The sequence below is a fragment of the Vibrio sp. Vb0667 genome, from assembly GCF_033391095.1.
The window spans coordinates 40594-55765 of the sequence record NZ_JAWPOL010000006.1 but is presented as its reverse complement, the minus strand read 5'-3'; the positions used below and the strand labels follow the sequence as shown (position 1 = coordinate 55765).

14 protein-coding genes are annotated in these 15172 nt (G+C 45.2%); 12 read left to right on the top strand and 2 right to left on the bottom strand.

What is annotated here, in order from left to right:
- The first annotated feature begins 183 nt into the window (after nucleotides 1–183).
- From ppiC to R8269_RS09040, 6 genes are all read left to right on the top strand, one after another.
- Complete coding sequence (ppiC, locus tag R8269_RS09065) at nucleotides 184–525, top strand: peptidylprolyl isomerase PpiC (protein ID WP_080276970.1); 342 nt, start codon at nucleotides 184–186, stop codon at nucleotides 523–525.
- A gap of 343 nt (nucleotides 526–868) precedes the next feature.
- Nucleotides 869–2173 (top strand): MATE family efflux transporter, encoded by a 1305-nt coding sequence (locus tag R8269_RS09060; protein ID WP_005375345.1) that lies wholly within the window; start codon nucleotides 869–871, stop codon nucleotides 2171–2173.
- Between the two features lie 172 nt (nucleotides 2174–2345).
- Complete coding sequence (locus R8269_RS09055; RefSeq protein ID WP_005375347.1) at nucleotides 2346–3107, top strand: ATP-binding cassette domain-containing protein; 762 nt, start codon at nucleotides 2346–2348, stop codon at nucleotides 3105–3107.
- 20 nt (nucleotides 3108–3127) lie between these two features.
- On the top strand, nucleotides 3128–3976 hold the full coding sequence (locus R8269_RS09050; RefSeq protein ID WP_005375349.1) for an ABC transporter ATP-binding protein: 849 nt from the start codon (nucleotides 3128–3130) through the stop codon (nucleotides 3974–3976).
- A complete protein-coding gene (locus R8269_RS09045) occupies nucleotides 3966–5480 on the top strand; it encodes an ABC transporter substrate-binding protein (protein WP_005375350.1) in 1515 nt (504 codons plus the stop codon). The genes R8269_RS09050 and R8269_RS09045 overlap by 11 nt, the downstream gene beginning before the upstream one ends.
- Before the next feature lie 4 nt (nucleotides 5481–5484).
- Nucleotides 5485–7239, top strand: a complete 1755-nt coding sequence (locus tag R8269_RS09040; RefSeq protein ID WP_005375352.1) for an ABC transporter permease subunit — start codon at nucleotides 5485–5487, stop codon at nucleotides 7237–7239.
- Nucleotides 7240–7417: 178 nt separating this feature from the next.
- Here R8269_RS09040 and R8269_RS09035 read toward each other — a convergent pair whose 3' ends face one another.
- On the bottom strand, nucleotides 7418–8176 hold the full coding sequence (locus R8269_RS09035; RefSeq protein ID WP_005375354.1) for a DeoR/GlpR family DNA-binding transcription regulator: 759 nt from the start codon (nucleotides 8174–8176) through the stop codon (nucleotides 7418–7420).
- Between the two features lie 274 nt (nucleotides 8177–8450).
- Between R8269_RS09035 and ltnD the strand changes: the two genes are divergently transcribed.
- The 6 genes from ltnD to R8269_RS09005 all read left to right on the top strand — a co-directional run bounded on the left by ltnD (nucleotide 8451) and on the right by R8269_RS09005 (nucleotide 14590).
- Nucleotides 8451–9359: an L-threonate dehydrogenase gene (ltnD, locus tag R8269_RS09030; protein WP_005375356.1), complete on the top strand. Its 909-nt coding sequence runs from the start codon at nucleotides 8451–8453 to the stop codon at nucleotides 9357–9359.
- A 25-nt stretch (nucleotides 9360–9384) separates the two neighbouring features.
- Nucleotides 9385–10641: a 3-oxo-tetronate kinase gene (otnK, locus tag R8269_RS09025; RefSeq protein ID WP_005375358.1), complete on the top strand. Its 1257-nt coding sequence runs from the start codon at nucleotides 9385–9387 to the stop codon at nucleotides 10639–10641.
- A gap of 11 nt (nucleotides 10642–10652) precedes the next feature.
- A complete protein-coding gene (locus R8269_RS09020; protein WP_005385078.1) occupies nucleotides 10653–11300 on the top strand; it encodes an aldolase in 648 nt (215 codons plus the stop codon).
- Nucleotides 11300–12076, top strand: coding sequence for a 2-oxo-tetronate isomerase (otnI, locus tag R8269_RS09015; RefSeq protein ID WP_005375365.1), 777 nt, complete (start codon nucleotides 11300–11302; stop codon nucleotides 12074–12076). The genes R8269_RS09020 and otnI overlap by 1 nt, the downstream gene beginning before the upstream one ends.
- A gap of 61 nt (nucleotides 12077–12137) precedes the next feature.
- Nucleotides 12138–13097 (top strand): D-erythronate dehydrogenase, encoded by a 960-nt coding sequence (denD, locus tag R8269_RS09010; RefSeq protein WP_005375367.1) that lies wholly within the window; start codon nucleotides 12138–12140, stop codon nucleotides 13095–13097.
- Nucleotides 13097–14590, top strand: coding sequence for a GntP family permease (locus tag R8269_RS09005; protein WP_005375369.1), 1494 nt, complete (start codon nucleotides 13097–13099; stop codon nucleotides 14588–14590). Before denD ends, R8269_RS09005 begins: the two co-directional genes overlap by 1 nt.
- A 266-nt stretch (nucleotides 14591–14856) precedes the next feature.
- On the opposite strand, the gene rcnR is transcribed toward R8269_RS09005, so the two are convergent.
- Nucleotides 14857–15129, bottom strand: coding sequence for a Ni(II)/Co(II)-binding transcriptional repressor RcnR (gene rcnR / locus R8269_RS09000; RefSeq protein WP_005375370.1), 273 nt, complete (start codon nucleotides 15127–15129; stop codon nucleotides 14857–14859).
- Nucleotides 15130–15172: the final 43 nt, after the last annotated feature.

Genomic DNA, 15172 nt, shown 5'->3' with positions numbered 1-15172 from the left:
GTCTAATCTAATCTTATCAGACGAAGGCTTCAACCATCGGAGAGACAAATGTGAGCTTTTTAGACAATCTTTTAGAGAATAGTGATTAACTGAGCAAAACTTGTTTGTATTTTAAACTCATTATGTAGACGATTTTATATTCCTCGTGTATTTGGGCCTTTACCGCTGAGCTATTATTAAGAAATGTTTGGTCTGTTAAAAAGGATTGGGTACACTTGCGCGACCAGAATAGTGAGAGATAGATCAATGGCAAATACAGCAGCCGCATTACATATTCTTGTGAAGCACAAAGAGCAAGCGGAAGACATAATCAAGCAACTGAAAAAAGGCGCAAAGTTTCAGACATTAGCGAAGAAGTATTCAACTTGCCCGTCAGGCAAACGCGGTGGTGACCTTGGTGAATTCCGCCGTGGTCAAATGGTACCTCAATTCGACAAAGTGTGCTTTTCTGGCGAAGTGTTAACGCCGCATCTAGTTAAAACCAAGTTCGGTTGGCATGTTGTAAAGGTGCTTTACAGAACATAAGGCTTGGTATCGACCTAAACATTGTCAGATGAAACCCACAAGCATTAAATATCATCTGTACGGTCTCTTTTCACCAATCACTACCGTTATGACATGGCAGATACATTCTGATCTGCCATGCTCAACCAAACGCTAATCTTTCCAAACTAGAAACTCATTTATATGCAGTTAACTTGGCTTTTCTCATAAGTCGTTATCCTATTTCAAGCTTTGGTATGAGAATACGTTGGCTGGTTGTATCAATTATCAATGCTATTCCTTGCGGGTGAACTTTGGTTCATGTTCGGGCGCCATTCGCATATGATAGCGACCTTATAAAAATTAATCTTGTTCATAATTTAAGATGTCCCTGACTCATAAAGACTATTTTAAAATCGCATTTCCTTTCATCGTTTCTACGGTAACCCAACCATTATTGGGGGCGGTGGACACCGCGGTGATCGGTAAACTCGGTGTGGCTGAGATGATTGGTGGTGTAGCGATCGGCACCGTCATCATGAATACCTTGTATTGGCTGTTTGGCTTCTTCCGCGTCAGTACTACCGGGCAAAGTGCAATCGCATTAGGTAAAAATAGCCCAGAAGATCAAGCGAGCAGCTTATTCCGTCCTTTCGTGCTTTCGCTCTGCCTTGGCTTGATTTTCATTGCGTTGCAGTCCGTGATTTGGATGGGGGCAGAGCTGATTATCTCCCCTGATGCAGTCGTGGCAGAAAACGCTAAGACTTACTTCGATATCATGATCTTTGGTGCGCCGTTTGTACTGCTGAACTACACCGTGATTGGTTGGTTGATGGGACAGGCGAAAGCCAAAGAAACCTTGTTCACGCAAGTGTTTGGTAACGTGCTGAACATCGTGCTGGATATCGTCTTTGTGTTGTACTTCGATATGGGCATTGCTGGCGTTGCGGTAGCGACACTTATCGCGCAAATTTCGACGTTTGTTATTGGTGCGGTGCTGGTGTTGAAAACCTGTCGCTTCCCGCTGTTTGATTACATTCAGACCGCGAAAATGACGCGTAAAGATCTCAAAGTTATCGCGTCTTCCAATATGGATCTGCTGCTTCGCACTGTGTGTCTATTGGTGTTCTTCAACATGATGGCGCGTGTAGGCTCTCAGCTTGGTTCTGATGTGCTTGCTGCGAACGCAATCTTGATGCAAGTGACCTTTATCGTCAGCTACATGTTCGATGGTGTGGCGAATGCGTCGAGCGTCTTCGCAGGTAAAGCCGTAGGCCAGAAGAATCCGACATTGCTTGATAACGTGATTAAGCTAAACACGCAATGGACCGCGGCGTTCGTTGTTGTCTTGACCTTGCTGTTAGTGCTGTTCAAACATCAAGTGGTGTCGTTATTTACCACTTTGCCAAACCTTGTTGAGCTGTATCTAGACATGAGCCCTTGGTTATTGGCATTTCCGTTGGTTGCTGGTTTTGGTCTTACGTTTTACGGCATCTTTACCGGTACAGGGACGACGCGACCAGTGCGTAACTCTACCTTTCTAACCATGGTGTTGTTCTTAGTGACCCAATTTATTGCGGTGCAATATTGGGGCAATCACGGTTTGTGGCTGGCATTCACTTTGTTCTACGTTGGGCGTTTTGTCTTCTTGTTCCCATACCTCGGTCAAGTTAAACAAAAGTGTCTTTAATTCACACTGTCACAAACGACCTAATTTAGATGTTCTTATGACAAGGGTGGAGCCATCTGCCCTTGCTGATAAATCTGAAAAAGGTGATGAAATAACCTTTCCGACTGGTTTCCTTGCTTTAACCCGCATGATATTATTTGTGATGTTATATTATTACATTTAGTTTGATGCCGTGATTTCTCAACCAATACTCTCCGTTAATAATCTCAGCCTTACAGACTCAGAACGCACACTCTTCAAAGACATTTCTTTTGAGCTGTTTCAAGGTGAAGCTCTTGCCATTATGGGACCTTCCGGCATTGGTAAATCCATGTTGTCGAAAGCCGTCGCAGGTTTTTTGCCGTCAGATATTTGGGTAGACGGAAGTATCCAGCTTAACAGCAGTGAAGTCGCACAAACTGCCATGCTGCAACGGAGTCAATCCCAGCGTCCCGCGGTCATTTTCCAAGATGCACTTAAAGCGCTGAATCCATTGGCGTCTGTCGAGCAACAACTGTGTTTGGCATTGACGGGCAACAAAACACGCTTGTCTTCAGCAAACCGAGAAACGGTGACGACCTTGTTGTCTCAACTCGGATTTGCAGATCCAAAAGCAGCATTGGCGCAGCATCCAAGCCAGTTATCTGGTGGTCAGCGCCAGCGTATTTGTATTGCGATTGCGTTGCTTGGTAGTGCCAACTTGATCATCGCTGATGAGCCCACCAGTGCGCTCGATCCAATCACCGAAGCGGAGATCCTTGAGTTGTTTCGCAGTAGTGTTCAGCAACGCAACATCAGTGGTTTGTTGATCACGCACGATCTATCTGCGGCTTTGGCGTGTGACAAAGTCTTGGTGATTGCGGACAACACCATGGTGGCTTATGGCGCACCTTGGCAAGCCATTCAGCAAAGTTCGCATCCTTTCTGCCAACAACTTGCGCAACTGCTGCCTTAACCTCATCTCTGGAGCCTATTTTGACTAAGCACAACTTGAGCGGGCACACGCAGCCTAAATCGGCGGAAGTTCGCTTTGAGCAAGCCAGTGTTCACTATTACTCCAAACCAAGTTGGTTGGGGGGCAAACCGTTTAAAGCGCTCGAACAATTGGATCTTTCCATCGACACAAAGAACATTGCGATTGTTGGTCCTTCTGGTGCGGGTAAATCGACTTTGATTGAGCTTCTGTTTGGTCTTCGTAAACCCACATCTGGTGAAGTGTATGTGTGTGGCTATCCGCTATCGCGTAGCTCGGCTAAGCAGCGCCAAGAGTTGTGCCAGCACATTCAATTGATTCCGCAAGAGCCGCAATCGAGCTTGAATCCTTATTACGCCGTTCGCCAGATCTTACTGGAGCCGCTAAGCAACATTGGTTTGACACAAGAGCTCAATGAGAAGGTGGAAAAGGTGTTGGCGGATGTCGGTTTGGATCTCACATTGTTGGATCGTAACCCGCAGCAATTATCAGTTGGGCAAGCCCAACGTGTGGCTATCGCCAGAGCTTTGATTGTTGAGCCTTGTGTATTGGTTGCCGATGAGCCAACCAGCAGCTTAGACCCCGTCAGTCGTAAACAGATTCTCGACTTGTTGGCAGGCATTCAAAAGAGTCGTCAGATGCGCCTGATTTTGGTGACACATGACCTCGATGCGGCACAAACCCTATGCGATGAAATCCTAGTGTTAGACAAAGGACGCGTTGTCGAACACGGCACGGCACAAAACGTGACAAATAACCCATCGCACTTGATCACGAGAGCCTTGATGAGCGCTCAACACAAAAGTAATGAATTCACAAAAACCATTGGAGAGGTTTCTTATGCACCTTAGTACTCCCAAGTTAGCTTTGTCGCTGGCTTTAAGCGCACTACTGACGGGTTGTTTTGACTCTGGCGAAAGTAAGCCAGATGCGGAAAAAGCAGCGGCACCGCAAGCAACGAAAATTCGCGTTGCCATGATGCAGCCACCACGCACAGGTTTGTCGCCACTTTCAGATGACGCGTTCAAACTGTCACGTTGGAGCACGGCAGAAACGCTAGTGAACCTAAACGATCAGTCGGTAGCAGAGCCTATGCTGGCAACGGAGTGGGAACAAGTTGACCCGATGACGTGGCAATTTACGGTACGTAAGGGCGTGAAATTCCACGATGGTTCTGACCTTGATGCCAACGCGGTTGTGAACTCTCTACAAAAAGCATTAGATGCCGCACCAAAACCACGCATTTTGGATGGTATCGAATGGCAAGTTAGCGCATTGGACGACTTCACTGTTGAAATCAAAACGACCTTTAACGATCCATTGTTGCCAAGTCGTCTATCTAGTCCACAGTTAGCGATCCTTTCTGGTGCTGCATACCAAGAAAACGGTCGTGTTGTGCCAATCAATGCGGGTACGGGCCCATTCGTTCTGACAGAAATCAACGGGACAACCAGCGCTAAATTGAAGCGTTTTGATGGTTACTGGGGTGAAAAAGCGAAAGTAGATAGCATTTTTGCGGAATACGTACCAAACGGTTTTGCTCGTGCTGCAGCGCTGCGTACCGGTGAGGCGGATGTCGTTGAAGCGGTTCCTGTATCGCAAATCGCGATGATGGAATCTTCACAGCTGCACGAAGTCGCAATGCCGCGTACCAACACGCTTTACCTAAACAATAAATCAGACGTGTTTGGCCAGTTCGGTTTGCGTAAAGCTGCAGCTCAAGCGGTTAACCGTGAGCAAATCATCAAAACGGTTTACGAGAACCACGCCGATTCAGCGAAAGGTCTGTTAGGTCCAGCATTGGCATGGGCTCAACCAATTCGTGATGCGAACCCTCGTATGGAAACCATGGAAATGCGCCACGCGAACGGTGAGAAGATCACCATCGGTACATTTACCGACCGTGCTGAGTTGCCAGAAGTAGCGGTGCTGCTAAAGCAACAACTTGAAGCGGCTGGCTTTGTGGTTGAGCTAGACGTTCGTGAATACGCACAAATCGAAAACGATGCACTAGCAGGTAAGTTCGATGCGTTCTTGTTGTCACGTGCAACGGTGCTGGATTCTGGTGACCCAGTGGCGTACATGCAAAGTGACTTTAGCTGTAAAGGTTCTTACAACCTAGGTCAGTTCTGCTCTGAAGAAGTGGACGCAGCATTGAAACACGCTGATCGTCAGCCTTTGGGTGAGAAACGCCAACAAGCGATCATCGAAGCAGAAAGCAAAATCCTTGAGCAATACGCTGTGATTCCACTGCTTCACGAGCGTGTAATCCAAGGTGAGAGTGACCGCGTGAAGAATGCACAACGTGACCCACGTGAGCGTCGCCTGATCGACCAGTTTACTGAGGTGAACTAACTCGATGTCGTCTGTTGCCAACATGCGCTCTCGTTGGAGCGCTTGTATGCCTGAATGGTTTACGCGTTTTTTGTCGCGCTTCCTGTCACTCGGGGTAGTGGTTGTGCTGGTGGGTTTGATGCCGGATATTGCAGGTATCGACCCAAGCCAATCAATCCTCCGTGCTCGTGCGGGTGCTCAACAATTGCTGACGGCAGAAGCTCTGCAAGCCATTCGAGAGGATCTTCAACTTGACCGCAGCGCTGCTGAGCGATTGTGGGATTGGTTGACGCTTGCCATGCAAGGAGACTTAGGTGTCTCTTGGGTGAGCGGCGCATCCGTGATGGAGAGCGTTCAACAAACCGCAAAAACGTCGTTACTACTGATGCTTACAGCGCTGGGCATGGCATTTGTAATGTGCATGGCGAGCGTGCTTTACACTGTGCGTCGTTGGCAACAGAATCGTTTAGACAAACATCATGACACGCTCAGTTCGGTGTTGGTTTCACTGCCGGAATACGTGATTGCTTCGCTGCTGATCATGGTGTTTTCCATTTGGTTGGGTTGGTTCCCACCTTATGGTTGGCAAGGCGTGCAAAACCTCTGGTTACCCAGTTTGGCAATGGCATTGCCTGCTGCTGGTTTGTTCGGTCGTTTGCTCAATGACAGCCTCAAGCGTGTATTAGATGAACCTTGGGTGATCACTTGGCTATCGGCGAACGTCAGTAAGTTTCAAATCTTACGCTTTGCCTTGTGGCGTGCCGTTAGTAACTTGATTCCTCAAATCGCAATGACGGTGATTGGTTTAACCGGCGGTGCGGTTGCTGTGGAACAGGTGTTTTCCATTCCGGGTATTGGACGATTGATCTTAGGTGCAGCGAAGTCACAAGATCTGCCGATGCTGCAAGGTGGCTTGTTGGTGTTGCTGGTGTTCTCGATGTTGATCAGTAGTGCGAGCATCTTATTGCAACGCTGGTTACTCGGGCACAGTGTCACAAGTGGCAAGCTGATCAGCAGTCACAGCACGTTCCGTTTTACCCAAAGCACCACCAAACGCATCGTCAGTGCCATAATCTTTGCCTTGCTGATTGGTTGTGCGGGATGGGCCTTAATGCGCGATCCTTACACTATCCAATTTACCCGCCTTGAATCGCCAAGCTTAGCAGCACCGTTTGGTGCCGATGCGGTCGGGCGAGATCTGCTTGCTCGTGTTGGCGGCGGTATGATGTCGACAATCAAAATGGGCATCATCGCGACGTTCCTAAGTTTGGTGATTGGTTTGCTGCTCGGCTTCGTGACTCGTTATAGCCAAGGCTTAATTGAGATCACCAAAGGTGTGCCATACATCGTGGCGGGTCTACTGATTGCTGGTCTAACGGGGATGAACCCAAACAGTGCCTTGATTGCGATTGTTATGGTGTCATGGGCACCATTAGCGGCGCACTGTGCGAGCTTGTTGATGGAAGCCAAAGCGCAGCCATATACGCATCTTGCGCCCATTTGGGGAACCAGTCAGTGGCGAGTACTCCGTTACTACTTGTTGCCTTATGTGCTGCCGCCATTGATTCGTCATGCGTTTCTGCGTTTGCCTTACATTACGCTTAGCCTGACGTCTCTGAGTTTTATCGGACTTGGCGTTAAGCCGCCCGAACCTGAGTGGGGCTTATTGATTGCTGAAAACTTGCCTTACATAGAGCGCTCACCATTGGGTGTCTTGCTGCCAATCTTAGGCTTAGTTTTGATGGCAATTGCGGTGAATTTGATTTTTGATGACAAGTGACGAGCAGCGATAAAGCGAAGTGAGCTTCCATATCCCAGATGTAATCAGTAATTTGGTAATTTAGAAAACAAAAGGATGTGTTTTCTGCCAGAAAGTACACAGCACGGTCTATGTATATTGGAAGCACCTATAAATTAACGAGTATAAAAGTTACGCGAACTCAGATATTTAGGTAGTGTTACTCTTTATACACACGTAATCCTTTATCCGTTAATTCTTGAGTGACCACTTCGGATAGGTTTCGATCGGTAATAATTCCGTCCAATTGCTCGATGTCTAATGCATGAAAGCTCGCTATCTGACCGTATTTAGTTGAGTCTGAGATCAGATAATTGGTTTGTGCCGCCTTGATGATTGCTTTTTTAACGAGAACTTTATTTTCATTAGGTGTTGATAAGCCTTTCAAGCTCCAAGATGAAGTCGAAATAAAGGCGATATCAATATTTAGCCCATTCAAGAACTCTGCGACTTTTCCTCCAATGGTGGATTGGTTCTCGCGGTCAATTTTTCCCCCAGTGTGGTAAAGCTCACATTCACTGTGCGTCATAAGGAAAGCAGCAATAGAGAAGTCATTGGTGATCACTAAAAGATCATTACGATTTGCTATTTGATGGGCGATTTCTAGAGAGGTTGTTCCCGCATCCAAGTAAATCGTAGCGTCTTGACCAATTAACGTAGCCGCCAGCTTACCAATTTGAATTTTTTCATCCGCTTGTTGCTCGACCTTCGCATCATGGGAAAGTTCGGAATGTAGAGCTTGAGCGAGTTGCACTCCACCAGAAACAGAAACGACTTTACCTGAGGATTCAAGCTTCACGATATCACGACGAATGGTCATATGTGATACGCCAAGGTGGTCGGTTAAATCTGAAATGCTTAACACTTCTTGATGTGATAACAGGGATAATATGGTTCTTTGACGTTCTGCTGGGATCATAGTTTCACTTCTATATTCTTGTTTTTCAGTATCCTACCAATCTTTTCATTTGTTGTGAATATCTGTGAATTATGTTCTCAACGTTGTAAGAACAGCCTTCGCTTGTGTTAACTGCTCGGAATATCTCTGCCCATAAAGAGGTATATATCACGACATTGTTAATTTGTGTGAAAAAATGTGATTCAAAGCGAGGTCTTAGTATTAATCTTCACATATAATCACATCAACCAAACAAGAATTAACAAAGTTTAATAGACCAGAAGGCATTGTTTTTATGAGTGAAGTTCAATCTGTAGGTGTTATCGGTTTAGGCTCTATGGGAATGGGCGCCGCAAAGTCATGTGTGCGTGCAGGCCTAGATGTCTATGGTTTCGATTTAAATTCTCAAGCGCTTGAAGAGTTAGGTTCATTCGGTGCAAAAGCTGTTTCTACAAATGCAGTTGAGTTTGCAGATAAGCTTGATTCGGTTCTAGTTCTTGTTGTGAACGCAGCTCAAGTTAACACGGTCTTGTTCAAAACCGGTCTTGCTACAGCGCTTAAGCCGAATACGCCAGTAATGGTTTCAGCAACCATCTCAGCAGAAGACGCAAAACAAATTGAAGCGAAATTGGCAGAACACAATCTTGTGATGCTTGATGCACCGGTATCTGGTGGTGCTGCAAAAGCAGAATTAGGTGAGATGACTATTATGGCGTCGGGAGCGCAAAGCACATTTGATGCACTTGAACCAGTACTCAACGCAACGGCAGCTAAAGTCTACAACATCGGTGAAGCGATTGGCCTAGGCGCAACTGTGAAGATTATCCACCAATTGCTAGCAGGTGTTCATATCGCAGCTGGTGCTGAAGCAATGGCATTAGCGGCACGTGCAAACATTCCTCTTGACCTGATGTACGACGTGGTGACGAATGCAGCGGGTAACTCTTGGATGTTTGAGAACCGCATGAAGCATGTAGTTGATGGTGATTACTCCCCTAAATCTATGGTCGACATCTTTGTGAAAGATTTAAACCTCGTATCGGACACAGCAAAAGATCTCAAATTTCCACTTCCTCTATCAAGCACAGCACTAAACATGTTTTTGAGTGCAAGCAATGCTGGTTTTGGCCAGGAGGACGACAGTGCCGTTATCAAGATTTTTGATGGTATTGAGCTTCCAGGTGTAGAAAACAAACAGAAATAAGCGCACGTAAAACGGAGAAAAAATGATGTTATTAGGCGTTATCGCAGACGACTTTACTGGCGCAACAGACATCGCAGGTTTTCTTGTAGAAAACGGCATGCGCACAGTTCAGCTTAACGGTATTCCAAAAGAAGAGATTGATGTAAACGCAGATGCGGTCGTGATCAGTCTTAAATCTCGCTCTTGTCCTGTAGATGAGGCAATCGAGGATTCAGTAGCGGCGCTTAAGTGGCTGCAAGCAAATGGCTGTCAGCAGTTTTACTTCAAGTACTGCTCAACGTTTGACAGCACAGCAGAAGGTAACATTGGTCCTGTAACGGATGCACTGCTTGCAGAGCTAGGTGAAGCGTTCACCATTGTATGCCCATCATTACCAGTGAATGGTCGCACAGTTTACAACGGCCATCTATTTGTATTCCAAGACTTGCTAAGCGACTCAGGTATGCGTAATCACCCTGTGACACCAATGACTGATTCAAGCCTAGTTCGTATGATGGATGCTCAATCTCAAGGCAAATCTGGCCTGGTGAACTTCCAAATAATTGAACAAGGTCCAAAAGCGGTAATTGGGCGCTTTGAAGAGCTAAAAGTACAAGGCAACCGCTATGCAGTGGTTGATGCATTCAATGCAGAGCATCTTGTCACACTTGGTCAAGCGGCGAAGTCTCTAAAACTGGTAACTGGTGGTTCTGGTTTGGCTGCGGGTATTGCTAAGAACTGGATAGAGAACCTTGAAGATCAAAGTGATGCGAAGCAAGAGGGGAACCCTAAAAAGGCACCAACCGTTGTGTTATCTGGATCTTGTTCTGTCATGACCAACCAACAGGTCGCTGTTTACAAAGAAAAAGCGCCACACTTTGCTATTGATGTGAAGGCGTGTCTGACGGAAGAAGATTACTTAAATCAAGTGTTTGATTGGGTCATGACCAACATCGAAAGCGAGTTCGCACCACTGGTTTACGCAACCGCAGATGCAGCGGCGTTAAAAGCGATTCAACAAGAGTTTGGCGCGCATGCTTCAAGTCACGCGGTTGAACAATTCTTTAGCCAACTTGCAGTTAAACTTCAGCAGAACGGTGTGAAAAATTTCATCGTTGCGGGTGGGGAAACCTCAGGGGTTGTAACCCAAAGCCTAGCCGTAAAAGGTTTTCATATCGGTCCTCAAATCGCACCAGGTGTACCTTGGGTGAAGTCACTTGAAGGCGAGCTTTCTTTGGCTCTGAAATCGGGCAACTTCGGCGATGAACACTTCTTTGCCAAAGCACAGTCGTTTTTTGAATAGGTGAGGTTGTGATGAATAAAGAATTGATGACAGAACAACAACTGCGAGAGCAAATGGTCACTATGGCGCGCTCTATGTTTGAACGTGGCTATGCGACTGGCGGCGCTGGCAACCTTTCTCTAAAACTGCCTAATGGACACTTTCTGGCAACGCCAACTGGTTCTTCGTTCGGCCGCTTGATTGCTGAAGAGCTTTCGGTTGTGGATATTGATGGCAACCATATCTCTGGTGAAAAGCCATCAAAAGAAGTCGCTTTTCATCTGGCGATTTATCGAAATAACTCAAAGTGTAATGCGATTGTGCATCTGCATTCTACTTACTTGACGGCGCTTTCTTGTCTTGAAGGTCTAGATCGCGAGAATGCCATCAAAGCTTTTACACCTTACTTTGTAATGCGCATTGGCGAACTGCCAGTGATTCCGTACCTGCGCCCGGGCGACCCTCAGATTGCTGAAGAACTTGCGCAACGGGCTAGTGACTACCGAGCTTTCCTCCTGGCGAACCATGGTCCAGTGATCACGGGTACGGACTTTGAAGATGCAGTGGATAACGCAGAAGAGCTAGAAGAGACAGCGAAGCTAGCGTTCATTCTTAAAGACAGCAACATCCGCTACTTAACGGATACTGAGATTCAAGACCTAAAAGGGAGAGGTAAGTAATGGCTAAATTCGCGGCAAATCTGACAATGTTATTCACAGAAGTTCCTTTTCTAGATCGTTTCGAAAAAGCACACCAAGCGGGCTTCAAAGCGGTGGAATACCTTTTCCCATACGCATTCGAAGCGCAAGAACTAGCAAGCAAGATACAGCAGTTTGGTTTTGAGCAAGCGTTATTCAACATGCCTCCAGGTGATTGGGATGCAGGTGAACGAGGTTTTGCAGCTATTCCGGGGCGTGAGGATGAATTTAAAACGAGCGTCGAGACTGCGCTGATGTACGCCAAGGCACTGAACTGTAAAAAGGTTCACGCTATGTCTGGCATTGTTGATTCACGCTTCACTCGTGATCAGCATATTGAAACCTTTATCTCAAACATTCGTTATGCAGCGGATAAGTTTGCCGAACATGGTGTTGAGCTGATGATTGAGCCACTCAACAATCGCGATGTACCGAACTACTTCGTTGCACATCAACGTGAAGCGGTGGAACTCATCAAACAAGTGGCTCGTCCAAACGTGAAATTGCAGCTCGATCTCTATCACGCACAAATTATGGACGGTGATCTGAGTACGTTGATTCGCGATGTGGCGCCATACACAGGCCATATTCAAATTGCTTCTGTGCCTGAAAGGCACGAACCATCGGAAGGCGAACTGAATTACCCACACCTATTCAATGTTTTGGATGACTCTGGTTACCAAGGCTGGATCGGTTGTGAATACAACCCAAGGCATAGCACGCAGCTGGGCCTTAGTTGGGTTAAACCATACCTATAACAATTTTAATTTCTATCCATAAATAACTTGAAACCAATTACAAAAACAAAGGGTCGTGACTATGAATATTATCATAACTGGAGGGGCGGGTTTTCTCGGAACCCTACTTGCCAAATCACTACTAAAAGAAAACAAAGCTGAAAGTATTACTATTGTCGACATTCAAAAGTCGCGCTTAGAGGGCATTGATGACCGAGTCGTTTCTTTAGTCATGGATATGACAAAGCGAGAAAATATAGACCAAGTTATTACTGCCGAAACGACACACATTTTTCATTTAGCGGCAATTGTATCGAGCCATGCTGAGCAAGATTTTGATTTAGGCGTAGCTGTAAACCTGACGACCACACAGTTATTGCTTGAGCGTTGCCGTAAAGTAAACCCTAATATTCGTTTTACGTTTGCTTCATCTTTAGCTGTATTTGGTGGTGATCTTCCGGAAACGATTACACCAATAACAGCACTTCATCCTCAGTCATCCTACGGGACGCAAAAAGCTATAGGTGAGTTATTGGTGAACGACTATGCCCGTAAAGGCTTTGTTAAAGCTGTATCCGTACGTTTACCGACTATTTGTATTCGCCCTGGGAAACCAAACCTTGCCGCTAGCTCTTTCGTAAGCGGAATTATTCGTGAGCCTTTGAATGCTCAAGAATCAAATTGTCCTGTAGACCCTACGCTAAAACTTTGGATATCGAGCCCGTCTAGAGTGGTGGACAATATTCAATATGCAGGGCTAATGCCTTATGAGCAGTTAAATAATCTGTCCTATAGAACGCTTAATTTACCTGGTATTCAAACTACACCAGCTGAGATGATTCAAACAATGGACACTCTAATGGGTAAACAACTTTCTAATTATATTACCTATGAGCATGATGCGGGTATTGATCGTATTGTGAGTAGTTGGCCACAAAAAATTGATTGTACTAAAGAACTGGAGCTTGGATTTAAATCAGACAGTAATTTCAAGGATGTATTACAACAATTTATTTCTGTTAACAATATGGAGATTGTCTAATGTTACCAACCTCAGTAATTGGACTAATAGTAGCCGTATCAGTCCTTGTTTTTCTTGTATTACGTACAAAAGTACATGTGTTAATTGCGATGTTAATTGCGGCATGTATCGCAGGTATTATTGGTGGGTTAAGTGTTGACGACACGATTGCGACCGTTAGCAAAGGATTTGGTGGAACATTAGGCGGTATAGGGATTGTCATCGGTCTCGGCGTTATGATGGGGGCTATTTTAGAGGCTTCTGGAGCAGGAGAAAGTATTGCCTATAATTTTATAAAGTGGTTAGGAAAAAAGAAAGAAGAGGCCGCTCTTGCTGTAACTGGCTATATTGTTAGCATCCCAATCTTTGTGGATAGCGCGCTTATCATTCTTTATCCAATAGCGAAGTCTTTGTCAAAAACGTCCAATCGCTCGATTTTAACGCTTACGGTTGCTCTGGCGGGCGGCTTGGTCGTAGCGCATCACGCTATTCCGCCGACTCCAGGGCCTTTGGGAGTTGCTGGTATCTTTGGTGTCGATCTTGCCAGCATGTTAGGTTTTGGTTTGATGATCGCAGCGCCTTGTGTCATGGGTATTGTTTGGTATGCAAGATGGTTAGAAAAGCAGTTTCCTGAATTCATTCCAACCGAACATTTCTCGAAGTCTAGTGAGCAACTGATTAATGATCACAAAGAGTACATTGCAAGTAAAGAAGCGAAAGACCTACCATCTTTAAGTAAATCTATCGCTCCAATTATTATCCCAATTTTACTTATACTTGCGAAATCAGTGATGGGTTTATTAGAGGGGACTTTCGGTTTCGAAGGGCTGACTGCAACAACATTTGGTCAATTTATCGCTTTTATCGGCAGCCCTACTATTGCACTATCAATAGCGACGTTATTAGCGGTTTACACATTGGGTAATAACCTTACCAAAGAAGAAGCGAATGAAAAGATGGAACAAGGAATCTCCACTTGTGGCATCATTTTGTTAGTAACAGGAGCTGGTGGCGCGTTAGGTGCCGTATTGCGTGAAACGGGTGCGGGCGCAGAGATTGCTAACCAAGTTGCAGGGCTTCCTATTTCTGCGGTTATGATTCCATTTATTATTGCGACGTTAGTTCGTATTATTCAGGGCTCTGGTACAGTCTCCATGATAACCGCTGCTTCTATATCTGCCCCAGTTTTAGTGAATATTCCTGACGTTAACCTTTTATTCGCAGCGACGGCAGCTACGATGGGATCTCTATTTGCTGGCTACTTTAATGACTCGCTATTCCATATTGTTAATCGATTAATGGGGGTGACTGAGGTTAAGAAACAACTCATTATTTGGACTATTCCAACAACAATTGCTTGGGCTATTGGTGGTTCATTAGTCATGATTCTTAACTTATTCTTCGGATCTCATGGTTCAATCTTTGATCCTGTGTTACCACTTGCTGTACTTTTGGGGTGTGTTGCATTTACAAAATCTTACAGCGCTAAGCACGTCGAATTACAAGAGGTATAAAGGTTTACTTGTACTCTTCCATAAAGTAAAAACCTATCACAATATGTATTTTTATCAGATAGTTTAGAGTTTTTTAATAATATGAACGGCCCTATGTTTGGGCCGTTTTAGTTCTTATAAATAAACTATTTAACTTGAACCGATATAGGTTCCATTTTCAACTTAATCAATATGAAATGGAATTGTTATTTCCCGCTTAGTAAGCGATTACATATAAAGGATATATTCGAGTGTAACCCTAGTGACTTTACTCTAGCGAAGTAGGGTTACTTTATATAAGAGTCCAGTACTTTTAATACGACTTCCATATCTTTTTCACGTTGAGTTTTGTCTTCCTCAAGTACGACGTGTTCAAGTAAGTGACCTTTAATTACTTCTCGCATCAAACCATTTACTGCTCCCCGAATAGCGGCAATCTGCTGCAACACATCTTGGCATTCATGCTCTTCTTCCAGCATTTTTTTAAGTCCATTCACCTGACCCTGTATTTTACTGACTCGAGTGTTGAGCTTCTTTTGATCTCTGGTTGTATGCGACATGTCTTATCTTCTTTAAGTTACGGGCCGAGTTATTCTAACTGAT